Annotated in this window: 22 protein-coding genes and 1 other annotated feature (1 of these 23 running past the window's edge); of the genes, 18 read left to right on the top strand and 4 right to left on the bottom strand. The window is 57.2% G+C overall.

All coding sequences use genetic code 11. The features are described from left to right. Positions 1–13 (top strand) — a binding site (T-box leader); it begins 206 nt to the left of the window's first position. A gap of 44 nt (positions 14–57) precedes the next feature. Then, on the top strand, positions 58–1,317 hold the full coding sequence (tyrS, locus tag EG886_RS10195) for a tyrosine--tRNA ligase (protein WP_206425315.1): 1,260 nt from the start codon (positions 58–60) through the stop codon (positions 1,315–1,317). Between the two features lie 132 nt (positions 1,318–1,449). Next, the gene (locus tag EG886_RS10190; protein ID WP_124728041.1) at positions 1,450–2,439 is read left to right on the top strand and encodes a helix-turn-helix transcriptional regulator; all 990 of its coding nucleotides are present in this window, start codon (positions 1,450–1,452) and stop codon (positions 2,437–2,439) included. A 78-nt stretch (positions 2,440–2,517) separates the two neighbouring features. On the opposite strand, the gene EG886_RS10185 is transcribed toward EG886_RS10190, so the two are convergent. The 3 genes from EG886_RS10185 to trmB form a co-directional block, all read right to left on the bottom strand. Beyond that, complete coding sequence (locus EG886_RS10185) at positions 2,518–2,925, bottom strand: NUDIX hydrolase (protein WP_124728040.1); 408 nt, start codon at positions 2,923–2,925, stop codon at positions 2,518–2,520. 327 nt (positions 2,926–3,252) lie between these two features. Further along, complete coding sequence (gene rpsD / locus EG886_RS10180) at positions 3,253–3,855, bottom strand: 30S ribosomal protein S4 (RefSeq protein ID WP_124728039.1); 603 nt, start codon at positions 3,853–3,855, stop codon at positions 3,253–3,255. A 235-nt stretch (positions 3,856–4,090) separates the two neighbouring features. Beyond that, positions 4,091–4,780: a tRNA (guanosine(46)-N7)-methyltransferase TrmB gene (gene trmB, locus EG886_RS10175; RefSeq protein WP_124728038.1), complete on the bottom strand. Its 690-nt coding sequence runs from the start codon at positions 4,778–4,780 to the stop codon at positions 4,091–4,093. Between the two features lie 434 nt (positions 4,781–5,214). Here trmB and EG886_RS10170 point away from each other — a divergent pair, with 434 nt between their 5' ends. From EG886_RS10170 to EG886_RS10095, 16 genes are all read left to right on the top strand, one after another. Beyond that, complete coding sequence (locus tag EG886_RS10170) at positions 5,215–6,183, top strand: sugar phosphate isomerase/epimerase family protein (protein ID WP_124728037.1); 969 nt, start codon at positions 5,215–5,217, stop codon at positions 6,181–6,183. A gap of 16 nt (positions 6,184–6,199) precedes the next feature. Continuing rightward, on the top strand, positions 6,200–7,222 hold the full coding sequence (locus EG886_RS10165; protein ID WP_124728036.1) for a Gfo/Idh/MocA family protein: 1,023 nt from the start codon (positions 6,200–6,202) through the stop codon (positions 7,220–7,222). A 143-nt stretch (positions 7,223–7,365) separates the two neighbouring features. Then, entirely contained in the window at positions 7,366–8,427 is a 1,062-nt protein-coding gene (locus tag EG886_RS10160; RefSeq protein WP_124728035.1) for a Gfo/Idh/MocA family protein, read from the top strand. Positions 8,428–8,521: 94 nt separating this feature from the next. Continuing rightward, positions 8,522–9,799, top strand: coding sequence for an ABC transporter substrate-binding protein (locus EG886_RS10155; RefSeq protein ID WP_124728034.1), 1,278 nt, complete (start codon positions 8,522–8,524; stop codon positions 9,797–9,799). Positions 9,800–9,882: 83 nt separating this feature from the next. Next, positions 9,883–11,181 (top strand): carbohydrate ABC transporter permease, encoded by a 1,299-nt coding sequence (locus EG886_RS10150; RefSeq protein ID WP_124728033.1) that lies wholly within the window; start codon positions 9,883–9,885, stop codon positions 11,179–11,181. A 16-nt stretch (positions 11,182–11,197) separates the two neighbouring features. Continuing rightward, positions 11,198–12,025 (top strand): carbohydrate ABC transporter permease, encoded by an 828-nt coding sequence (locus EG886_RS10145; protein WP_124728032.1) that lies wholly within the window; start codon positions 11,198–11,200, stop codon positions 12,023–12,025. A gap of 211 nt (positions 12,026–12,236) precedes the next feature. Beyond that, positions 12,237–13,352, top strand: coding sequence for a hypothetical protein (locus EG886_RS10140; RefSeq protein ID WP_164491784.1), 1,116 nt, complete (start codon positions 12,237–12,239; stop codon positions 13,350–13,352). Further along, positions 13,349–13,969, top strand: a complete 621-nt coding sequence (locus EG886_RS10135) for a histidine phosphatase family protein (RefSeq protein WP_164491783.1) — start codon at positions 13,349–13,351, stop codon at positions 13,967–13,969. The genes EG886_RS10140 and EG886_RS10135 overlap by 4 nt, the downstream gene beginning before the upstream one ends. Then, entirely contained in the window at positions 13,966–14,658 is a 693-nt protein-coding gene (locus EG886_RS10130; RefSeq protein WP_124728029.1) for a phosphatase PAP2 family protein, read from the top strand. The genes EG886_RS10135 and EG886_RS10130 overlap by 4 nt, the downstream gene beginning before the upstream one ends. A 213-nt stretch (positions 14,659–14,871) precedes the next feature. Then, complete coding sequence (locus tag EG886_RS10125) at positions 14,872–16,314, top strand: sigma-54 interaction domain-containing protein (protein WP_338134640.1); 1,443 nt, start codon at positions 14,872–14,874, stop codon at positions 16,312–16,314. A 158-nt stretch (positions 16,315–16,472) separates the two neighbouring features. Next, on the top strand, positions 16,473–17,888 hold the full coding sequence (locus EG886_RS10120) for a GntP family permease (protein ID WP_124728028.1): 1,416 nt from the start codon (positions 16,473–16,475) through the stop codon (positions 17,886–17,888). Positions 17,889–17,952: 64 nt separating this feature from the next. After that, complete coding sequence (locus EG886_RS10115) at positions 17,953–18,726, top strand: 3-hydroxybutyrate dehydrogenase (protein WP_241154308.1); 774 nt, start codon at positions 17,953–17,955, stop codon at positions 18,724–18,726. Between the two features lie 480 nt (positions 18,727–19,206). Further along, the gene (locus EG886_RS10110) at positions 19,207–19,701 is read left to right on the top strand and encodes a PaaI family thioesterase (protein WP_164491782.1); all 495 of its coding nucleotides are present in this window, start codon (positions 19,207–19,209) and stop codon (positions 19,699–19,701) included. Continuing rightward, positions 19,698–20,129, top strand: a complete 432-nt coding sequence (locus tag EG886_RS10105) for an NUDIX hydrolase (protein ID WP_124728025.1) — start codon at positions 19,698–19,700, stop codon at positions 20,127–20,129. Before EG886_RS10110 ends, EG886_RS10105 begins: the two co-directional genes overlap by 4 nt. Before the next feature lie 55 nt (positions 20,130–20,184). Beyond that, entirely contained in the window at positions 20,185–21,357 is a 1,173-nt protein-coding gene (nagA, locus tag EG886_RS10100; protein ID WP_124728024.1) for an N-acetylglucosamine-6-phosphate deacetylase, read from the top strand. 84 nt (positions 21,358–21,441) lie between these two features. Continuing rightward, positions 21,442–21,981, top strand: a complete 540-nt coding sequence (locus EG886_RS10095) for a hypothetical protein (RefSeq protein ID WP_124728023.1) — start codon at positions 21,442–21,444, stop codon at positions 21,979–21,981. 99 nt (positions 21,982–22,080) lie between these two features. Here EG886_RS10095 and EG886_RS10090 read toward each other — a convergent pair whose 3' ends face one another. Further along, entirely contained in the window at positions 22,081–22,584 is a 504-nt protein-coding gene (locus tag EG886_RS10090) for a GAF domain-containing protein (RefSeq protein WP_124728022.1), read from the bottom strand. Positions 22,585–22,682: the final 98 nt, after the last annotated feature.

The following is a 22,682-nucleotide window of genomic DNA, read 5'->3' as shown; positions in this document are numbered from 1 at the left end:
CTCCGTCCCTTGACAGGGGGCGGGCTTTTTTATTTCTATGGAAAGCGAGGGATGAACATGACTGAAAACAAGCCGGCGGTTCGGCCTGAAGTCATGGCCGAAGTCGAGCGGCAACTCCGAGTGATTCAACGGGGCGCGGCGGAAATCCTTCCCATCGAAAGCCTCCGGGAGAAACTCCGCCGGTCCGTGGAAACCGGGGAACCGCTCCGGGTGAAACTGGGCCTCGATCCCACCGCTCCGGACATTCATATCGGTCATACCGTGGTGATCAACAAACTGAGAGATTTCCAGAATCTCGGACACGTCGTTCAGCTGGTGATCGGCGATTTCACCGGACGGATCGGGGATCCGACCGACAAATCGGAAACGCGAAAGCAGCTCAGCGAAGAACAGGTGTTGGAAAACGCGCGCACCTACACCGACCAACTCTTCAAACTGCTGGATCCCGAGCGGACGGAAGTGCATTTCAATAGCAAATGGCTGAGTCCCCTCACATTTGCCGAAGTGGTCGAACTGGCGTCCAAGTGCACGGTGGCCCGCATGCTGGAAAGAGACGATTTCTCCAAACGCTACAAAAGCGGATTGCCGATCAGCATTCATGAATTCTTTTATCCGCTCATGCAGGGGTATGATTCCGTCGCGCTGAAAAGCGACGTCGAACTGGGCGGGACCGACCAAACCTTCAACCTGCTCATGGGCCGTCAGTTGCAGAAGGAGTTCGGACAGGAAGAACAGGTCATCCTCACCATGCCCCTTCTCGAGGGATTGGACGGCGTGAAAAAAATGAGCAAAAGCCTTGGCAACTACATCGGCGTGGATGAAGAGCCGGCCGAAATGTACGGCAAGGCGATGTCGGTGCCGGACGAATTGATGCACAAATACTTCGAGCTGGCCACCGATCTGACCGTGGATGAATTGGAGGCCCTGCAAGGGGGGCTGCAGGACGGCAACATCCATCCGCGGGATGCCAAGATGAAACTGGCCTTCACGCTGGTGAGAATGTATCATGGGGAAGAAGCGGCCCGGGAAGCGGAGAACCGGTTCCGCAAGGTGTTCCAGGAACGGGATCTGCCGGAAGACTTGCCGGAAGTGACGCTGCCCGCAGGAGTTCTCGAGGAAGGAAAAGCGGGAATCGTTCCGCTGTTGGTGCAGGCCCGCCTGGTTTCGAGCAACAGCGAAGCACGGCGCATGATCCAACAGGGAGGCGTGCGCGTCAACCGGGAGAAGGTGACCGACATCGCCGCAAAAATTCCCGTCACGGACGGTACGGTGATTCAGGTGGGCAAGCGGAAATTTGCCCGGATCCGTCTCGGCTGAACATGCCCATCTTCGTATGATTCGTCACGCTTTCCGCATTTGTGTCCGGAAGGTCCGCCGAAAATGGCGGACCTGTTTTGCTAGAATGGGCTTGCGGAGCAACGTACGAATCAACGGAGAGGGAGATGAGGCATGTCCAACCGGGAGAGGCTGCTGAAGATCATGGAGATCCTCAGGGAAGAGACGGATGAAGATCACAAGCTGACCCTGGCGGAACTGAAAGAAAGATTGCAGCGGGACGTGGGCCCCCACTGCCATGCGGGGGACCGGGCGATCCGCGAGGACCTCGCCGCGCTGGACGAAAACGGGTTTCCGGTGTATCAGGAAACCGGGCCCCGCGGGATTCATCGATACAGTCATATCGAGCGTTCTTTTGAACATCATGAGATCCGCATGCTGGTGGATGCGGTGTTGACCGCCAAGTTCATTCCGCGTTCCGACGCCGAAAAACTGGTGGAAAAGCTTCTGTCCCAAACCAGCCGCCACATGCGGGCGCAACTTCGCAAACACGTTCATTTCGACGGGTATGTCAGGTTGGATCATCGCACCATCCGATATGAAATTGAAAAATTGCAAAAAGCCGTGATCCGCCAGCAAAAAGTGCTGTTTCAATACGGGAGTTACAACGTCAACAAGGAATTCGTGCTGCGCAGGAACGGTGAGTTTTACGAAGTGGAACCGGTGGAACTCGTGTTCAACCAAGGGTTTTACTACCTGATCGGAACGTATGTCCCGGAGAACATGATTCGCCATTATCGGGTTGACAGGATCCGGAACCTCACGGTAACGGACCAAAGGTTCCGGAAAAACGAATTCAACCTTGCGGAGTATCTGGGCAAGGTGTTTCACATGTTCACCGGAACACGCGAAACGGTGACGATCCATTTCCGGAATCATCTGGTCAACGTGGTGATCGACCAGTTCGGACTTGATGTCGATTTGAAAAAAGTGGACGATGAATGGTTCGAGCTCAAAGCCAAAGTGTTGGTCAGCGACGGACTGGTGGCCTGGTTGCTCGGATGGGGAGGAGATGCGAAAGTCATCCGGCCGGAATCTCTGGTCAACAAAGTCCGGGAAAAAATCGGCAAGATGGGCAAGCTGTATGTTCCGTCGCAACAATGAAGAGGCACACGGTCTCGCGGGGTTCCCGATCATCCGGGGGACGGCCGGGGACCGCGGCAACACCGGTGCCGACGTTATTCAGAACTCCACGAAAAACGGATGTTTTTTTTCGTCAAGACAATAGACGATCCGCTGTTTGATGTTGTTCCAGGAAACGAGGCGCATGGCCGTTTCGACCGGAAAGTAGCCGACGTCTTCCGCCGCGTCTCCCACGTTCATCCTGCCGCCGATGGGGCGGCCGATAAACAACGTGTTGCAAATGCCGGATCTTACGTTTTGGAAAATTCCGCAAAATCTGATCAGCTTGATGTCAATGCCGCACATCGACTTCACGCCGCGGATCGCGGCAAGCCGGATCGATTCTTTTTCCCGAACCTGGCCGCCGGGCAGTTCCCAGCCGCTTTCCGGATGTTTGACCAACAGGATTTCGGAGCTGTAATTCATCACCACGACGTAGGCGGTCAGAATGTGCTTCGGTGGAGCCATCAGAAGTCACCTGCCTTTGGCGATGATGGACGGCAGGGGCCAATATCTCCCGATTCACGGTCACTTTCGGACGTCAAACGGCTGCCGGCGTTTTTCCGTCCCCGATGGGGGGAAACGGACACCGGATTTTGCAATCCTTGAACTTTACTCCTTAAGAATATTTTACCAGAAATTCACTAGACTTTCATTTATAATCCTTCGTGGATTTTTTCATAGTATATCAAGGAAACCTTGGATGCGTGTGGGTGAGCCGGAAAGAACCCTTTCCGGGCGAACGTGTGCGGAAACGAAAAAACCGCCGGTGATCCGGCGGTTTTTGCTTCGTCATCAGCGGGAGTAGAACTCGACGATGAGCGTTTCGTTGATTTCGGTCGGCATTTCGGAACGCTCCGGCAGACGCAGGTAGGTTCCTTCCATTTTGCTTTCGTCGAAGCTCAGGAACTCCGGCAGATATTGACGATCTTCCAGCGCTTCTTTCACGATTTTCAGGTTGCGGCTTTTTTCGCGCAGTCCGATCACGTCGCCCGGTTGCACCGAGTAGGACGGACGGTCCACTTTTTTGCCGTTGACGGTGATGTGACCGTGAACGACCAGCTGACGGGCTTGGGAGCGGGTACGCGCAAAGCCGAGGCGGTACACGAGGTTGTCCAGACGGGATTCGAGCAGTTTCATGAAGTTTTCACCGTGAATCCCTTTCATTTTGCCCGCTTTCGCAAACAGGTTGCGGAATTGGCGCTCGTTCACGCCGTACATGAAGCGCATTTTTTGCTTTTCTTGCAGCTGAATGCCGTACTCGCTCAACTTTTTGCGTTGACCCGGTCCGTGTTGGCCCGGAGCATACGGACGTTTTTTCAGCTCCTTGCCGGTGCCGGACAGGGAGATGCCGAGACGACGGCTCAGCTTCCAACGAGGGCCGGTATAACGTGCCATGGTTCATGCTCCTCTCATCATTTGCTTGATGCAGCAAATGTCGGGATCCGGTCCGCTGGTGTTGCCCGGTCCATCCGGATAGCTTCGAATGGACGGACACCCGCCGGTGACGCGGGGCGGGCCGGTGAGGGTGAATCCTCTTCACCGATCTTTGCATGCTATCCTCAGGTCCCAGGAGCGCAAATTCTCACCGAAGACCATACAAACATTAATTATAGACTGTTTCCCGCGAAAGTCAACGATCATCCCGGAATCGGGGCGGGACGGCACGCACGTAATGGATGGGCATGCCTTTGGAAACAAACTTTTGTTCATACTCGGTGGCGATGTTGGATTCGGCAAAGGGACTGTGATGGAGGTCTTCCGACCATTCGACCACGGTCCATCCGGTTTCTTTGAACTCTTCCAGAGAAAACTCGTAGAGCGACCGGCTGTCCGTTTTCAGGACGAGATCCCCCGAAGAAGAGAGCAACCGGGCGTAAAGGTCCAGGAACCTGCGATGGGTCAATCGCCGTTTGGCATGACGCTTTTTCGGCCATGGATCGCTGAAATGGAGATACAGACGATCCGCTTCCCCGTTTGCAAACACCTCCGGAAGTTTTTCCGCGTCCATCCAGATGTACAGGAGGTTGTCGGGGTCTTCTCCGGCTTCGGCCCGGGTTTGTTCCGCTTTTTTCACGGCTTGGAACAAGGGCTCCTCGATGCGTTCCACCCCGATCCAGTTGATGTCCGGATGACGCAGGGAAGCCTGGGCGAGGAATTGTCCCTTTCCGGTACCGAGTTCGACATAAAGCGGCAGATCGGGCCGGGCAAACCGGCTTTTCCATTTGCCGCGCCACTCTGAAACATGTTCTGCGGCGGGAACGAACACCCGCGGATGTCGGATCAAAAACGGTTTGGCTTCGGGATTTCTTCTGAGTCTCATTTCATTGTCCCCAAACGTCTGGTTTGAATGGTTCGAGGTATATTATATCCGGCTGGAAGAGGGATGCAAGAACACGGATGCGGCGGGTCACGGGAGGACGTTTCGAAGCCTGAACGGAAAGGGAATGAACCGGTGTTCACAAACGTTTGTGCAACCGGTTTCACTCGGGAAAAGGGGTGTTTTCTCCGTTTTTCTCTGAAAATCGCCTGCGCGTTTTAGCAAGAATATGAGTGAAATGATGATGATTTTCGGTGGGTTGTCTCATAAAAACCTGGTTGCAGGAATGGTTTTTCTCCATTATGCTAATGGTAGTCAAACGGTTTCACCATTTGGACAAAAAGCTGTAAGCGCATTCCGACAATTTTCTTTGGTATGTTTTTTGATTATTGATTCCAATCAGATGGTTCGATGTTCGGAAACGGGGGGCGTGTTTCATGAAACTCGGGGTTTTTACGGTGTTGTTTTCCGGGAAGCCTTTCGAGGAAATGCTCGATTATGTGAAAGAAAGCGGCGTGGAAGCCGTGGAAATCGGAACCGGCTGTTATCCGGGAAACGCGCATTGCAATCCGGATGAACTGCTGGCCGATGAGGGCAAACTGAAAGCATTCAAAAAAGCGGTGGAATCCCGCGGCCTGATCATCAGCGCCCTCAGCTGCCACGGAAACCCGCTGACGCCTGACAAGGCGTTTGCCAAGGAGTCCCACGAGACGTTCCTGAAAACCGTGGAGCTTGCACAAAAGCTGGAAGTGCCCGTGGTCAACACCTTCTCCGGCACTCCGGGTGACGGTGAAGGCGCCCGCTATCCCAACTGGCCGGTGGCTCCCTGGCCGAACGAATACCGGGAGCTGCTCAAGTGGCAGTGGGAAGAAAAAATCATTCCTTATTGGAAGGAAGCCGGTGCATATGCCGCCGAGCGCGGAGTGAAGGTGGGATTGGAGCTTCACGGGGGCTTCGCGGTGCACACTCCCTACACCCTGCTGAAACTGCGGGAAGCGGTCGGTGAAGTGATCGGGGCCAACCTGGATCCCAGCCATCTCTGGTGGCAAGGCATTGATCCGGTGGCGGCCATCAAGATCCTGGGGCGTGAAGGAGCGATCCACCACTTCCATGCCAAGGACACTGCCATCGACCAGGAACACGTCAACATGTACGGACTGACTGACATGCAATCATACGAAAATCTTTCCACCCGTGCATGGCAGTTCCGGACGGTGGGCTTCGGTCACAGCCTGAAAGAATGGGCGGACATTTTCAGCGCGCTGCGTTTGGTCGGTTACGACTACGTGGTGAGCATCGAGCACGAAGATGCCCTGCTGTCGATCGAAGAAGGATTCCGCAAAGCGGTGGATCACATTCTTCAGGTGTTGCCCCGCGAACAACTGAAAGAAATCTGGTGGGTTTGACGGGAGGAGTCGGAGCATGGCCAAATTGCGTGTGGGTGTCATCGGATGCGGAAGCATCGCCGTTCATCGCCACATTCCGGAATACGCGGCCCATCCGGACGTGGAGCTCGTCGCCTTTTGCGACATCGTGAAAGAACGGGCGGAAAAGATGGCGGCAACGTACGGGGGCCGGGCATATCAATCCTACGAGGAAATGCTGGAAGCCGAGAAGCCGGACGCGGTCAGCGTTTGCACCCCCAACGCCTTCCACGCCCCGGCGTCGCTGGCGGCGATCCGTCGGAAGATTCACGTGTTGTGTGAAAAGCCGATGGCCATCAGCGCCGAAGAGGCGGAGGCGATGATCCGCGAAGCCAAGGAAAACGGGGTCCAACTGATGATCGGACACAATCAGCGGATGATGCCTCCCCATGTGAAGGCCAAGGAAATTCTGGAATCCGGCCGGCTCGGACGGGTGCTCACCTTCCGCACGGCATTCGCCCACGGGGGCCCGGAAAGCTGGAGCGCGGACGGAGCGGACAGTTGGTTCTTCCGCAAAAAAGAAGCATTTGTCGGAGCATTGGGTGATCTCGGCGTGCACAAGATCGACTTGCTCCAGTGGCTCATCGGAGAACCGATCGTGGAAGTGAGCGCCATGACCGCCACGCTGCAAAAGAAGGCGGACGTGGATGACAACGCGGTGATCGTCGCCCGGACACGGTCGGGAGCGATCGGAACGGTGACGGCCGGATGGACGCATGCCCCGGGAGAAGACAACAGCACCGTGCTGTACTGCGAAAACGGCATCCTTGAAATCGGCACGGATCCCGAGTCCCAGGTGATCGTCCGCTTCCGTGACGGAAACGTGGAACGCCACTCCACCGGAAAGATCGCCACCAATGAAGAAGGCGGTCAAACCCACAGCGGCGTGATCGACGAATTCGTCGGCGCTTTGTTGGAAGGGCGGGAAAACGCCGTTCCGGGCGAAGAAGGGTGGTCCGCCCTCCGGGTGGTGCTGGCCGCGATCCGCTCCGCGGAAGAAAAGGTCAGCGTGACCGTGTAAAGCAAGGAGTGTCCGTTCGCCGGGAACACACGCGGGGAGCAGCGCCCGGCGAACGGCCCGGGAAACCGCCGTGACGGTCCGGCAACCGGTCTCACGGAAGCTTCCCGGAAGATGAGACGCAATGTCTGTTGAGGTGAATCAGGATGCAGAAGGTCCGGATCGGCATTGTCGGAGCCGGCGGCATTTCCCGGGCACATCTGTCCGCAATCGCCAAAGAGCCCCGCACGGTGTGTCAAGCCATTGCCGATGTGTCCCTGGATGCCGCGAGGAACGTGGCCGAGGAATACCGCATCCCGGAAGTCCACGCGGATTATGTTCGCTTGCTGGAGTCTCCGGATATTGATGCCGTCATCGTATGCGTGCCCAATTTCCTGCACTCCCGGGTGACCGTGGACGCGCTCAGGGCGGGCAAACACGTGCTCACGGAAAAACCGATGGCCCTGAACGTTCATTTGGCCCGCGAGATGAAAGAAGCGGCCGACCAGGCCGGAAAAGTGCTGATGGTCGCTCAGAACAACCGCTTTCGGCCCGAGACGCAACTGGTCAAGCGCTGGGTGGAGTCGGGGCGTCTGGGCAACATTTACCACGTCAAGACCGGATGGATTCGAAGAAACGGAATCCCGGGTTGGGGAAGCTGGTTTACGCAAAAGCAGCTGGCCGGCGGGGGACCGCTCATCGATGTGGGCGTCCACGTGCTGGACCTGGCGCTGTGGGTGATCGGCCATCCGAAACCCGTTTCCGTCGTGGGGAAAACCTATGACGTGTTCGGACCCCGCAGGATGAAACTGTCCGGTTGGGGACAGGTGCAGGAAAACGGGATTTATGATGTGGAAGATCTTGCGCTGGCGATGATCCAGTTCGAACAGGGCATTTCCATGCTGCTGGAAGCCAGCTGGGCCAGTTACATCAACGAGGATCGGGTGTATCTGGAACTGTACGGCGACAAGGCGGGCGCTTCCGTCGATTTCAACCGCGGAACCGTCACGCTCTTCGAAGACAACGGAGACGGACCGGTGGACACCGTGTATCGGCCCGGCCCCGGTGACGACCGCCTGCTTCTGCTCACCAATTTCACGGATGCGATCCTCTCACAAGCGGATCCGGTTTGCAAACCGGAAGAGGGCATCCTGATCCAGGAAATCCTCGACGCGGCCTATTTGTCCGCGAAAACCGGTGACCAAGTCCGGTTCGCCGTTCCTGTCTGAAATTCGTGAACCCCCGCTTTCCGAACAAAGTTCGGAAAGCGGTTCCACCATATTTCAAATTCCAAAAAATTCGACAACGGGAAGGGGAAAAACGATGAGACGCTGGAAGAAGTGGCTTGCAGCCACGCTGGGACTTGCCATGGTCCTCACGACGGCGGCCTGCTCCTCTTCGTCCACCGAAGAGGGCAAAAACGAAGGTCCGGTCACCATCACCTTCGCACGCGGCAAGGATGTGACCGAGGGCACCAAGAAGCTGATCGAAGCGTTTGAGAAGGCCCATCCGAACATCAAGGTGAAGGTCAAGGAAATGCCCGCCGATACCGGGCAAAACCACGATCAGCTGGTCACCATGCTGTCCAGCCAATCGAGCGAAATCGACGTGTTCGATCTGGATGTGATCTGGCCGGCCGAATTTGCCAAAGCCGGTTATCTCCAACCGCTTGACCGGTACATCGAAAGTGACGGAGTGGACCTGTCCAAATACATTCAGGGTGCTCTGAATGCCGGAAAAGTGGACGGGCAGCAATTCGCCATGCCCCGTTTCATCGACGCCGGAATCCTGTTCTATCGCAAAGATTTGGTGCAGACGCCTCCCAAAACGTGGGACGAGCTGGTCAAAATGGCCAAGGAGAACAAAGGCCAAGGCGACACCAAATTCGGTTATCTGATGCAAGCCAAACAATACGAAGGTCTTGTCTGTAACTTCATCGAGTTCATCGGCGCGTACGGCGGCCGCATTCTGGACGAAAACGGCAACGTCGTCATCAACAGCCCGGAAACGGTGAAGGGTCTGAAGAAAATGATCGAGGTCACCACCTCCGACTTCGTGCCCAGCAACATCTCCACCTTCACCGAGCTGGAATCGCACACCGCGTTCATTGAAGGTCAATCGGTCTTCATCCGCAACTGGCCGTATCAATATGCGCTTGCCCAAGATCCCAAACAATCCAAGATCGTCGACAAAGTGGGCGTGGCTCCGCTGCCGTCCGGTGACAAAGGTTCCGCGGCCGCACTCGGCGGATGGATGATGGGCATCAACAAATACTCCAAACACAAGAAAGAAGCCTGGGAATTCGTGAAATTCGCCACGGGCATGGAAGGTCAGAAACTGACGGCCATTCACGGCGGTTCCGGCCCGACCCTGTTGCCCGTATATGACGATGAGGATGTCAAAAAGGCCAACCCGCTGTTCGCCGACAAAAACTTTGTGGACGGAATCAGCGCCGCCATTCCTCGTCCGGTGTCTCCGGTGTATCCCGAAATCTCCGACGTGATTCAGATCGAGGTCTCCAAAGCCGTCACCGGCAAGCAGTCGGCGGAGGATACCGTCAAAAACATCGAAAGCAAACTGAAGGAGATCATCAAGAAGTAGGAGTCCAGCGGAAGAAACTGTGCCGGGAGCCATCGGGCGGCTTTCGCCCGGCTCCCGGTTTTTTTCGGGGGTGAACACGCAACATGAAGAAGCCGCTTCTTGACGAAAAGCGCATGGGAGCCCTGTTGTTGTTTCCGTCACTCATCACCATTCTGGTGATCGCCATATGGCCCGTCCTCCGGTCGTTCTGGATCAGTTTGCACGACGTTCGCCTGAACAACCCGACCAAGACGCAGGTGCACGCGGATTACGGGATCAACCTGGAGAAGTTTTCGGAAGTCTACCCGGTTTTGAAGCGAAACCTGGACGCCGCCGCGGGCGAAGCGGAACCTGACGTGAAACAAGAACTCACGGCGCTCAAAGAGCGGGCGGAAAAAGTCAACGGCCGCCTCATGAATGATCCGGACATCGCCCGCAAACTGGAACAGGTGGACGAGTTGCTGCTGGAAGGGGACCCGGTTCCGGAAGAGCTGCGGACGGCCACGCTGACCAAGGAAACGGCCGATGAAATCATGGCCGATCTGAAGGAAATCCGCGATGTGTTGTCCCGGCTGGCGGAAGAGAAAAAATTGAAAGACGACACCTTGTCCGGACTCGGCAGAGGGCTTTCGGAATCGGTCATCGAGCCCAACTTCGTCGGATTGGGCTACTACGTCAAATTGATCAAGGACAAGCGGATGTGGGATGCGCTGGAAAACACCTTCGTGTTCACGGTGATTTCCGTATCCCTTGAGCTGATTCTGGGGTTGGCCATCGCCATTTTCATCAACCGGAAGTTTTTCGGTCGCGGCATGGTCCGTGCAGCCGTGCTGGTTCCTTGGGCGATTCCCACCGTCATTTCCGCGCTGATGTGGAAGTTCATGTTTGACGGTCAGAACGGAATCGTGGCCAAATGGTTTGAAACGATCGGACTGGTATCAGACATGGGGGAATTGTTGACCACCAAGTTCGGATCCATGTTCGCCATCATTTTTGCCGATGTGTGGAAAACCACGCCTTTCATGGCCCTTCTTCTGCTCGCCGGCCTTCAGACCATCCCCCGGTCCCTGTATGAGGCCGCCGACGTGGACGGTGCGTCCAAGCTCCGTCAGTTCATTCACATCACCCTTCCGATGCTGAAATCCACCATCCTGGTGGCGTTGCTGTTCCGTACGCTGGACGCGTTCCGGATCTTCGACCTCGTCTACGTGCTGACCGGCGGCGGACCCGCCAACGCGACGGAAACCATTTCGATCTATGCCTACAAGACGATGTTTGCCCAAATGAACTTCGGGGAAGGTTCCGCACTCTCGGTCGTGGTCTTCCTCTGCGTGGCCCTCATCAGCGGCGTGTTCGTGAAACTGCTGGGTGCCGATCTCATCTCGGACGGACGCGGAAAGTGAAAGGAGGAGAACCTGCATGCAAAAACGGACAGGAATTTTATTTTATCCCGGAATGATCCTCTTGCTGGCGGTGCTCCTGTTTCCGCTGCTCTGGCAGTTTGTGGCTTCCATCAAACCGCCGTCGGAACTGTTCGGGGACGAAGCGTTCCGGTTCTACACCTCCAATCCCTCGTTGGAAAACTACGAGTTGGTGTTCACCCTGAGGCCTTTTGCCACTTACATGTGGAACAGCACGGTGGTTGCGGTGCTCACCACGGTGTATTGCATCGTGATCGCTTCTTTCGCCGCTTTTGCGATCGCCAGGCTCCATTTTCCGGGCAAATCGCTGGTGCTGGGGCTGGTCCTGGCGGTATCCATGTTTCCGCAAATCGCCACCATTGCTCCGATTTTCATGTTCATGGACAGCGTGGACCTGACCAACAGCTGGATCGGTCTGGTCATTCCTTATACGACCTTTGCCCTTCCGCTGGCGATCTGGAATCTGACAACCTTCTACCGCAAAATCCCGGCGGATTTGGAGGAAGCGGCCAAGATTGACGGAGCCACCATCATGCAAACGTTCTGGAAGGTGTTTTTCCCTCTCGCGGTTCCGGGAACGTTCACCACGGCGATCCTGGTGTTCATCGCCGCCTGGAACGAGTTTCTGTTTGCCTTGACCATCAACACGGAAGAGGCCTGGAAAACCGTTCCCGTCGGGATCGCCCTGTTCCAGGGGCAGTTTACCGTGCCGTGGGGAGAAATCGCCGCGGCTTCCGTCATTGTCACCATTCCGCTGGTCATCATGGTGTTGATCTTCCAAAGACGGATCATCGACGGAATCACTTCCGGTGCGGTCAAGGAGTGAATCCGGTCTTGTTCATCCGCCCCCGTTCCGGCGCACCGGACACGGGGGCCTGTTTTGTTCGGAGGATGATTGCCCGGCCAAGGCCGGGCTTTCATTTTCCGGCAGGGAGCGGAGAAAACCCGAAGAAGAAATACAGTTGAGGGCCGGACATGGCGTCTGCGGTTTCCAAGTGCGGAATACAGATGAAAAAAAGAGAATTCGGGGGTTGGGTGTGCCGTTTCACAATGGGATTCGTGAGCTGTTTGTATGGATGATGTTGCTGGTTCCGTTCCTGTTCATGTCGTCGTCTTCTTCATGGACCGGGGATTGGCCGGCGTCCGCCCGGATGGATGAACGGACGGGCGGAATCCACGGGTTTGTCGACGGATCTCTGTTCTCATGGATCCATCGTCCGGACATCAAAAGCCGTGCGGAGGAAGAGCCGGTGGTGATCGGTGCGGATGAAGACGGGCGGTATGCGGCGGTGTTTGCCCCGCAAATGAGCGGAGGGGCGCATCGGTTCGAAGTGTGGACATCCGGCGGCAGCGATCCGGTCGAGGCATGGATGTTTCCGGATGTTTGGCGGGAGGAGGACCGGGATGACATCCAGGAGCAGGTGGAATGGGTTCACGGGATCGTCTCCCGTCGTTACGGGATCCGCTTTCCGGTACGCTCACGGAGGTTGCGGACCGGAGACGGGGTGCATCTTTCCCCGGAGACGGAACTTCGGATGATCCGAAGCGAAGAAGATGATTCGGTGATTCTCGCCCGCGGGGAAGAAACATGGACGTTGGCCCGCGTTCCCGCCGGTTGGAACCTGAGATTGGATTTGGTCGGAACTTCCGGAGGAACCGGAAGTTGGCTGGCGATCACCGACAGGACTCTTCGGGCGGTTCAAATGCTCCGGGCGATTCCGGCCGATGTGGAGCGGCTGGCTCCGGACGGCCGGATCGGGAAGGAATGCCTTCGCCTGTTCCGGGAGCCGTGCCGGATCGTATGGAGAGACGGTCTGCCCGGGGGCTGGGTGCTCGTCGTCTTCGGTAAGGAAGAGCGGATTCGGGAGCCCGGCGGGTTTCAGACCGTGACCGACCGGTTCGCGGTTTTTTCCGCGGACGGAACCCTCGTTTTTCGCGGCGAGGAGCGGGGGTTCCTCGACCGGGGAACCTGGCATGGTTCAGGCCGGAACACGGTGAAACGGTACCGGATCGACATCATTTCCGCGGGCGCTGACCGGATCTTTGTTCTGGTGGACGCTCTCGGGGAAGAGGATGCGCTGATTCGGACCGTCGAATGGGAATGGGACGGCAACAAACGATCATGGAAGAGAACGGGGGAAGGTTCAGGATGACCCTGGTGTATTTGATCAGACACGGGGAGACGGAGTGGAACAGGGAGGGGCGCTATCAGGGACAACGGGATATTCCCCTGTCCGCGGAGGGGATCCGTCAGGCGAAAAGCCTGGCCGAACATTTGACCGGGGACCGGCCGGACGCCGTGTATGCGAGTGATTTGGTCCGTGCCCGCAGAACCGCGCAGGAAATCGCCGAAAAGCATGGCCTGAAGGTGATCTGTTTTCCGGAATTCCGCGAAAGATGCGGCGGAGAGTGGGAGGGACGCCTTCACCATGAAGTGGCCCGGGATTTTCCGGACTTTGAGGAAGTCAGATGGAACGGCGGCAAATACGGAGTGGAGCCGACCGAGGCCGTACAGAACCGGTTTGTCTCCAAACTGGAAGAGCTGGTGAACCTTCATCCGGAAGGAAAGATCTTCATCGTGGCCCACGGCATGTGCATCGCCGCGGCATTGTCGGTGCTCACCGGGGGAGAATACGGATTCGGCAAAACCCGTCTGCACAACTCCTCGATGACCCGTCTGCGGAAAGATCCCGAAGCCGGATGGACGCTGTTGGGCGTGAATGAAACTCCCCACCTGGAGCGGATGGGGGAGGAGGACGGCCGGAGATGAACGAATCGGGCAAGGCGTTGTTTCGGAAACGTGGCCGTTCGCTGCTGTGGATTCCGGTCTGGACGATTTTGTCCCTGCTGGTGTTTGCCGCAATTGCGAAAGAGTTGAACGAGTCGGAGATGCTGCACATGGACGGCCGGATCATCGGATGGCTGGCTCCGATGAATCAATCTCACGCGATCGGGTTCATGAAAATGGTCACGCATCTGGGGTCCGTGGAATGGATCAGCGTGTGTCTGCTGGCGCTGACCGCATGGTTGTTGGTTCGGCAACGAAGCGTGGCCGCCGCTTGGCTCCTCATGGTGATGGGCTTGACCGGACTTTTGACCACCCTGTTCAAACAAACGTTCCGGAGAATCAGGCCGGGCATGGACCCGGCCGTTGACGGGGTGGGATACAGTTTTCCCAGCGCACATGCCAGTGCGGTGATGGCGTTTTACGGATTCGTCATATATCTCCTGTTCAAATCCCGGGCATTTTCCATGCGGCAAAAGACTTGGGCCGCGGGATTGCTGACGTTGATCATCGGGATCGTGGGAATGAGCCGCATTCTGCTGAAGGTGCATTTCCCTTCCGATGTCGTCGCCGGGTACAGCCTGGGGATGTTTTGCCTTTCGCTCGGGATCTTGGGCATGGAAATCCACGGTGAACGAACGGGGATCCCGTACCGGGAGAAGGTGGACGCGTGAAGGAAACGGCGTGACCGACCGAGCGTCCGCCGCCATGAGCCATGGTTTGATCACTGTCACGGGTTCAAGCATTGAACCCGTTTTTTTCGTCGCCAGGAAAGAAGGCAAGGATTCGGCGGACATTCATCCAATAACAGAGAAAATGCTTTCATTTATCATTTGGAGATGAACCCCACGGGGAGTCGAAACATTCGGGAAAAGGGGGAACGTGACGTGAAGAAACCGGAGTGTCAAAGGTGCGGCGAACTGGAGCGGGAACTGGCGGAATGCCGGGAATCCATGCGCATGATCGAGGCCGCTTTTGAGAGCGCTTACGAAGGGATCGTGATTACGGACAAAAACGGTCGCATCCGGATGTTGAACGAGACCTACGCGCGTTTTTTGGGCGTGGATGCCCGCGATGTCATCGGAAAACACGTCACCGAAGTGATCGAAAACACGCGGATGCATATCGTTGCGCGTACGGGAAAGGCGGAATTGAACCAGCTCCAGAAAATCGGGAAAGACAAGATGCTGGTTCATCGCATTCCCATCGTGCAGGACGGCGAAACCAAAGCCGTGGTGGGAAAAGTGCTATTCCAGGACGTGAATCACCTGCATGATCTGTCCCGAAAGCTGATTCGCCTCAACAAAGAGCTGGATTTTTACCGGGAGGAGTATCTCAAACACATGGGCGTCCGGTATCGATTGGAGGACATCGTCGGGCGAAGCGAAGCCCTGCTTCGTGTGAAGGAGATGGCGCGGAAAGTGGCGACCAGCGATTCGACGGTGTTCATCGGCGGGGAAAGCGGAACGGGCAAAGAGATGTTTGCCCACGCGATTCACCAGCTGAGCCGGAGAAAGAGGGGGCCGTTTGTCAAAGTGAATTGCGCCGCCATACCGGAGGCTTTGCTCGAATCGATCCTGTTCGGATACGTGGACGGTGCGTTCACCGGCGCGACGGAAGGAGGAAGAAAAGGAAAATTCGAACTGGCCCACGGAGGAACGGTGTTCCTGGATGAGATCGGGGAATTGCCGCTCACCATGCAGGCCAAGTTGCTCAGGGTTTTGCAGGACAGGGAAGTGGAGCCGGTCGGGGCCGAATATCCGGTTCCGGTGGATGTGCGGATCATTGCCGCCAGCAACAGGAATCTGGAACAAATGGTTCGGGAAAGCAGGTTCCGGGCCGATCTTTATTATCGGTTGCACGTGGTAACATTGACCATTCCCCCGCTTCGTGAGCGCAAGGAAGATCTGCCCGGATTGGTGGACAGGCTGCTTGATGATCTGTGTCACGAACTGGGAGTGCATGCAAGCGGCGTGTCACCGGAAGCGATGGATCGCCTGATGCGGTACGATTGGCCGGGAAACGTGCGGGAACTCAGGAATGTGCTGGAAAGGTCCCTGCACTTGATGGAGGGGACCGTCATCGGCGTGGAACATCTTCCGTATCATCTCCGTGATCGCGGGCAAGCGACGGATTCGGGGTTTTCCCTCAAAGAAGCCGTCCAGAGAGCCGAGCGGGAAGCGATCGAAAAAGCGCTGGCGGCGGCGTCCGGAGACAGGGAAAAAGCAGCCGGACTGCTCGGGATCAGCCGTTCCGGATTTTACGAAAAGCTGAAAAAACACGGCCTGCGAGTCCAAAATTCCGGACATGCGTCCAAAAATCCGGACTGACGGAAATCCCTTCCGTTCAAGGGAATGGGCGTATGCGCCGGCGGAGTGTTCGAAATTTCGGACATTTGCCGGGCGAAATCCCGCGACTTTCCGCATGGCACCGATTTTGCAGGAAATACAGGGCAAGACGGTGTTGATCTCACTTGCGGAAAGGGGAGATGAGCATGGAAGTCCTGGCCGTCTTTCTTTCTCTCGGTCTGCTGATGTTCATGGCGTACCGGGGCTATTCGGTCATCCTGTTCGCACCGGTGTTCGCGCTCCTGGCGGCCGTGCTGTCCGGCCTGGAGTTGTTGCCCGCGTACACGGAAGTGTTCATGGTCAAGGCAACCAACTACGTGAAATTGTACTTTCCGATTTTTCTGTTGGGTGCCGTGTTCGGCAAAGTGATGGAAGTCAGCGGTGCAGCCCGTTCCATTGCCAGGGGATTGACCGGAGCTCTGGGGGCAAAACATGCCATTCTCGCGGTTGTTCTGACCTGCGCCGTTCTGACGTACGGAGGGGTCAGTCTGTTCGTCGTGGCCTTTGCCGTCTATCCGTTCGCCGCGGTGCTGTTTCGGGAGGCCGACATCCCGAAACGGCTGATTCCGGCCGCCATCGCCCTCGGGTCGTTCACGTTCACCATGGATGCTCTGCCGGGGTCTCCGCAGATTCAGAACGTGATTCCCACCACGTATTTTCATACCGATACCATGGCGGCTCCCCTGATCGGTCTGATCGGCGGTACCTTCATTTTCTTTGTCGGCATTTGGTGGCTCTACCGCCGGAAACATTCCCTGGCGCTGAGGGGAGAAGGATACGGAGAGCACACGCTGAACGAACCGGAAAGCTTGCAGCGGGAGGCGCTTCCGAATTTTTGGGTGTCGCTGGTGCCGCTCGTCTTGGTGTTGGCTTTGAACTTCGCGTTCACCCGCTGGATTCCCGGGTGGTACACGGCCGAAGAGCTGAAGCCGTACGGGATCGCGAACGTCAACCAGGTGCTCGGCGTCTGGGCGCTCATTCCCGCCTTGGTGGCCGGAATTTTGTTTGCGGTGGGGATTTGGGCGGTGTACGGGCGGAAGATGTCCGAGGCGACCGGCGGCAGGAACAAAGGCGGACGTTTGGCCGACGCCCTGACGGCCGGCGTGGCCGGCTCATTGTTGGCCGTCATGAACACGGCATCGGAGGTGGGATTCGGAAACGTGATCGCCACGCTTCCCGGGTTCAAGACCGTGGCCGATGTTCTGCTGAACATGAAGACCAGTCCGCTCGTCTCCGAAGCGATTTCCATCAACGTCCTGTCGGGAATCACCGGTTCCGCATCCGGCGGCATGAGCATCGCGCTGGAGACCATGGGAGAAAAATACCTCGCCTGGGCCACCACCGCCGGGATCGATCCCGAACTCCTGCACAGGATTGCATCCATGTCGGCCGGCGGCTTGGATACATTGCCGCACAACGGCGCGGTCATCACCCTGCTGGCCATCTGCGGCCTGACGCACAAGCAATCATACCCGGACATTTTCGCCATCACCGTCATCAAGACGCTGGCCGTGCCGCTGCTGATCATGTTGGCAATGTGGACGGGCATCGTGTGAGATGCGATTCGGCGTGATTTCCGACGCGCCGGCAACAACGGGATTTGAAGGGAGAGGATCATCCGTGAAACGCAAACCTCGCACCGTCATCGTCACCGGAGCGGCGGGAACGATCGGCTCCGCCATTTCCCGGGCTTTCGCCGAAAACGGCGATTTCGTGGCCGTGGTGGATCTCGACGGGGAACGGGCCACCCGGACCGCCGGGAACATCTCCGGCGAAACAGGGGGAGAGGCCGCCGGATTCGGCATGGACGTGACCGATGAACATGAGATCCGACGGCTGGTGCAGCACTTGACATCCGAACGCGGCGGGGTGGATGTTGTGGTCAACAACGCAGGGCTCCAACACATCGCGCCCGTGGAAGATTTTCCGACGGATCGGTGGAATCATCTGCTCAACGTCATGCTGACCGCGCCGTTCCTCCTGATCAAGCACGCGGTTCCCGTCATGAAACGGCAGGGATTCGGCCGGATCATCAATATCGCGTCCGTACACGGGCGCACGGCTTCTCCGTACAAAGCGGCGTACATTTCGGCCAAGCACGGGTTGGTGGGGCTGACCAGGACGGTGGCTCTGGAAACCGCCGAACACGGAATCACGTGCAATGCCGTCATGCCGGGCGTGGTGGATACCCCTCTGGTGCGAAATCAGCTGCGCAAGTTGTCCGAGGCCGACGGCATCAGCGAAGAAGAGGCTCTTCACAAGCATCTTCTCCACAAGCAGGCGTTGAAGCGGTTCATCAAACCGGAGGAGATTGCGGGATGCTGCCTGTGGCTGGCATCGGAAACGGCGGCTTCCGTGACCGGTGAGGCCATCGGCGTCTCCGGCGGATGGTGAGGATCATCCCGGAAGACGGCATCCGAAGTCGGAGAACCTTCAATGGGGACAACCAAGAAAGGCAGCCGCTCATCCGGCTGCCTTTCAGCTTCATCCGCCGCACAAAAAAAAGCCGGGAAGACCCGGCGAATGTGGGAAAGGAGAATGACGGAGGAAACTTCGCAAAGGAGAGAAGGACTGAGTCAACGGAATCAACAGTTTTATGATACCACAACATTTAGGTCATAAAAATATTGATTTGATGAATTTTTCGGGACGGACGGCGGGATGATTCCTCCGCCGGTCCGAAACAGGCGAGGGAAACGGTAAAGCCTGGGGAGATCCCTGCGAGTGCCTTTGCGATGGCTACGAAACGGAGCAGGGATCTTCCCGGGCAATAACACCAGGCGAACGGGGAAGGCGGGCAAAGTTGCGGTCCCCTGCCCGAATCGGATAAGATGAAAGTGAAACTCAAGCGGATAAGGCAGGATGGATCTGAGGATGACACCGGATCAGTTGTATCAGGAACTGAAAGATCTTGAACCGGCGGAAGTCGAGACCGTTTCCCGTCTGGTTCAGGCGCTCAAGCGAACACGCCAAAGCCCGCTGGCTTACATCGAAGAAATCATGAAGTTCGAAACGCTGGACCACGATCCGGAGCAGGATGTGTATGTCCACAGAATGACGGTTTCGGACGAATTGAAAAATCGGTTTCACATGTTGCACGGAGGCGTGACGGCCACTTTTATCGACACGGCGATGGGCTCGGTGGTCTTGCAGCTGGAAGGGGACGGTGCCAAAGCCGTCACGATGAATTTGCACGTGCATTTCCTGGCTCCCGCCACCGAAGGAAGGCTGACGGCCGAGACGCGGGTGGTCAAACGCGGAAGAACCGTCACGCTCCTGGAAACGCGGGTGACGGATGAACGAAACCGCTTGATCGCAACTGCTTCCTCAACCTTTTTTCGCTTGAAGCAGGTGGAGGAATCCCCATGAACAAACCGTACAAAATAGCCGCAAAGGCCATCATCTTTGAGCGGGACCGCGTGCTGATCCTTCGCAAATCCCGGGAAGAGCGGAGCGCGAAAGATTCCCACGGCTGGGATTTTCCCGGAGGCGGGCTGGAGCCGGCCGAACCGCTGATGGACGCGCTCGCCCGGGAAGTGAAGGAAGAGACGGGTCTGTCCGTCAAGGTGGTGGCCCCCGCTTACATTTACGACGAAATTCAGGAAGAAAAGCACCTGATCATCATCAAGTTTGCCTGTGACCAGCCCAGCGGAGAATTGGTGCTGAGTCCGGAACATGAAAGCCATCTGTGGGTCTCCATGCAAGACCTGGATGCGGGAGAGTTTCCCGAGTGGATGAAAGAAGAAATCAGACGGGCGTATCGCGTGTACACGGAATTTCGCGGCATTGACCGTTGACCCTCACCAGTCGGTGGGGGATTTTTTGACCCGAAAAGGAGGATGGGGAACCGGGATGAGGCGGCGGTTGGCGATTTGCCTTCAAAGGGGAACGTTGGTGACCGGTCGGGGGATTTGGAAGCAAGGGACCGTGTGGATGGAAAACGGGAAATTCACCCGGCTGGAACGAAGGATCCCGGAGCGGATTCCGCCGGAAACGGATGTCATCCGGCTGCCCGACGGAAGTCAGGTGTTTCCGGGATTCATCGATCTCCATATTCACGGAGCCGCGGGAGCCGACGTGATGGATGCCGTCCCCGAGGCGTTGGAAACCATCGCCCGGGCGCTTCCCGCCGAAGGAACGACGGCGTTTTTGGCCACGACGATGACCGGAGAACCGGAGGCCATCGAGCGGGCGCTGGAGAACGTGGCCCGCTTTGTGTCCGCGCCGGGCTCCGCGGAGTGCCTGGGCGTTCATCTCGAGGGGCCGTTCATTCACCCGGATCGGGCAGGTGCCCAGCCGAAGAGACACATTCTCCCGCCGGACCCGTCTTTGGCCCGCCGATGGCAGGACCTGGCCGGAGGGAGGATTCGCTTGGTGACGTTGGCTCCGGAACGGCCGGGCGGGTTGGAGCTGATTTCCTGTTTTCGGGATCTGGACGTGATCGTGTCCATCGGTCATTCCGACGCGACTTGGGAAGTGTGCGACCGTGCCATCGCCGCGGGGGCGTCCCATGTCACTCATTTGTTCAACGGGATGAGAGGGTTGCATCACCGGGAGGCGGGTGTCGCCGGGGCGGCGTTGCTCCGGGAGGAACTGACGGTCGAACTGATCGCGGACGGCGTCCATGTGTCTCCGCCGATGGCGGGACTGGCTTACCGGTTGGCATCCGCCCGCAGATTGGTGCTCGTCACCGATGCCATGAGGGCCAAATGCATGGGGGACGGGGTGTTTGAGCTGGGCGGGCAACGCGTTCGGGTGGTCGGAAACGAGGCCAGGCTTGAGGACGGAACCTTGGCGGGAAGTGTCCTGACCATGTGTGACGCGGTGGCCAACATGAGGGCATTCACGGGGTGCGACGCGGAAGAAGCGGCATGGATGACATCGGGAAATCCGGCGCGGATCTTGGGGATGGAACACCGCAAAGGGAGCATTGAAGATGGAAAGGACGCGGATCTGACCGTGCTGGGGCCGGACGGACGCGTTTCGGTCACGGTTTGCCGCGGCGTGGTGTCTTATTCCCGGTGATCCAACCATCCAAATATATTCACAAAAATCTTGTTGTATCAGATATAATTTCTTTTGGTAATACCACAGGGAGGGGGTCTTGCATTGTACAAATGGCGGAAAGCCGTTCTGGCGTTGATGGTATTCGGAAGTTTGCTCGCAGCGGGTTGCCAGGGAGACGAATTGGGAACCGGAGCGGTGGTCGGCAATGAGCCCAAAGTGCTGATGACCGAGCAGACCAACATGCTGACCTTGAACCAGGACGAGCAAAAGTTGTATGATTCATTCAAAGAAAAATATGATTTTGAGGTTTTGAAAGACGCCGACCCGATCATGGTGGCCAAACTGTACGTCCATGCCGTGATCACTCAGGATGCGGAAACTCAGTATGAACTGACGATGCATGCTCCCGAAGCCGTGCCCGTCTCCAAGGAACAGTTTGTCAGCGAAGTGCGACAAAACAACGGGAAAACGGCAAAGGCATTCAAGGATATGTTCTCCGGCGTGCAAACGGTCAAATTCGTGGAAGTGGACAGAGGGTCCGGATATATCGAGTTCCTGATGAACGGGGAAGAATCGGGGCAACTGTTGATGGGAAGAGATGAACGGGGAATCTGGAAGATGAAAGAGATGCCCCATCAGTGACGAATCCGGAGAAGAACGCGGATTCTTGAGCAAGTTCAAAAGGCAGGTCCCGCCGGGGGCCTGCCTTGTTGATGTTGCGAACCGGTCGCCGGCGGGGGGTCATTTTCCGATGATCGGGCTCCAGTCCGTGTTTTCCAGGAGAATGGAGGCATAGCGTTCCAGATGGGCTCGGTCCGTTTCGTCAAAACGGGACAAAACGGGACTGTCAATGTCCAGCACGCCGATCAAGGTGTCTCCCGCCCGCAGCGGAATGACGATTTCCGAGCGGGATGCGGCGTCGCAGGCGATGTGTCCCGGAAATGCGTGCACATCTTCGACCAATACGGTACGGTTTTCGGCGACCGCCGTTCCGCAAACCCCTTTGCCGACGGGGATCCGGACACAGGCCGGCTTGCCCATGAACGGCCCGAGGACCAATTCTCCGTCTTTCATCAGATAATAGCCGACCCAGTTGACATCGTCGAGCACATGAAAAAGATGCGAGGCGCTGTTGGCCATGTTGGCCAGCCAGTCCCGCTCCCCGTGCAGCAAGTGGGTGAGCTGTTTCAAGATCAGTTCATATCGGGAAGCTTTGTCTCCTTCCCCGCGCTCAAACGTGAACACCGCACCCTCTCCTCTTCACCGAATGATTCGGAACGTCCCGGGCCGTCTGCCGGAAACGGACGGACGCTGATTTTCTCCCGTCAACAAAACGTGATAGA

It is taken from the genome of Staphylospora marina (genome assembly GCF_003856495.1).
GTDB lineage: Bacteria > Bacillota > Bacilli > Thermoactinomycetales > Thermoactinomycetaceae > Staphylospora > Staphylospora marina.
Note: the sequence above shows the minus strand (reverse complement) of the source record. Positions and strands in the feature narration are given on the sequence as shown.

Excerpts from the sequence above, each read along its gene's own strand:
- tyrS (WP_206425315.1), top strand. The coding sequence starts at position 58 with ATGACTGAAAACAAGCCGGCGGTTCGGCCTGAAGTCATGGCCGAAGTC.
- EG886_RS10190 (WP_124728041.1), top strand. The coding sequence starts at position 1,450 with ATGTCCAACCGGGAGAGGCTGCTGAAGATCATGGAGATCCTCAGGGAA.
- EG886_RS10185 (WP_124728040.1), bottom strand. The coding sequence starts at position 2,925 with ATGGCTCCACCGAAGCACATTCTGACCGCCTACGTCGTGGTGATGAAT.
- rpsD (WP_124728039.1), bottom strand. The coding sequence starts at position 3,855 with ATGGCACGTTATACCGGCCCTCGTTGGAAGCTGAGCCGTCGTCTCGGC.
- trmB (WP_124728038.1), bottom strand. The coding sequence starts at position 4,780 with ATGAGACTCAGAAGAAATCCCGAAGCCAAACCGTTTTTGATCCGACAT.
- EG886_RS10170 (WP_124728037.1), top strand. The coding sequence starts at position 5,215 with ATGAAACTCGGGGTTTTTACGGTGTTGTTTTCCGGGAAGCCTTTCGAG.
- EG886_RS10165 (WP_124728036.1), top strand. The coding sequence starts at position 6,200 with ATGGCCAAATTGCGTGTGGGTGTCATCGGATGCGGAAGCATCGCCGTT.
- EG886_RS10160 (WP_124728035.1), top strand. The coding sequence starts at position 7,366 with ATGCAGAAGGTCCGGATCGGCATTGTCGGAGCCGGCGGCATTTCCCGG.
- EG886_RS10155 (WP_124728034.1), top strand. The coding sequence starts at position 8,522 with ATGAGACGCTGGAAGAAGTGGCTTGCAGCCACGCTGGGACTTGCCATG.
- EG886_RS10150 (WP_124728033.1), top strand. The coding sequence starts at position 9,883 with ATGAAGAAGCCGCTTCTTGACGAAAAGCGCATGGGAGCCCTGTTGTTG.
- EG886_RS10145 (WP_124728032.1), top strand. The coding sequence starts at position 11,198 with ATGCAAAAACGGACAGGAATTTTATTTTATCCCGGAATGATCCTCTTG.
- EG886_RS10135 (WP_164491783.1), top strand. The coding sequence starts at position 13,349 with ATGACCCTGGTGTATTTGATCAGACACGGGGAGACGGAGTGGAACAGG.
- EG886_RS10130 (WP_124728029.1), top strand. The coding sequence starts at position 13,966 with ATGAACGAATCGGGCAAGGCGTTGTTTCGGAAACGTGGCCGTTCGCTG.
- EG886_RS10120 (WP_124728028.1), top strand. The coding sequence starts at position 16,473 with ATGAGCATGGAAGTCCTGGCCGTCTTTCTTTCTCTCGGTCTGCTGATG.
- EG886_RS10110 (WP_164491782.1), top strand. The coding sequence starts at position 19,207 with ATGACACCGGATCAGTTGTATCAGGAACTGAAAGATCTTGAACCGGCG.
- EG886_RS10105 (WP_124728025.1), top strand. The coding sequence starts at position 19,698 with ATGAACAAACCGTACAAAATAGCCGCAAAGGCCATCATCTTTGAGCGG.
- nagA (WP_124728024.1), top strand. The coding sequence starts at position 20,185 with ATGAGGCGGCGGTTGGCGATTTGCCTTCAAAGGGGAACGTTGGTGACC.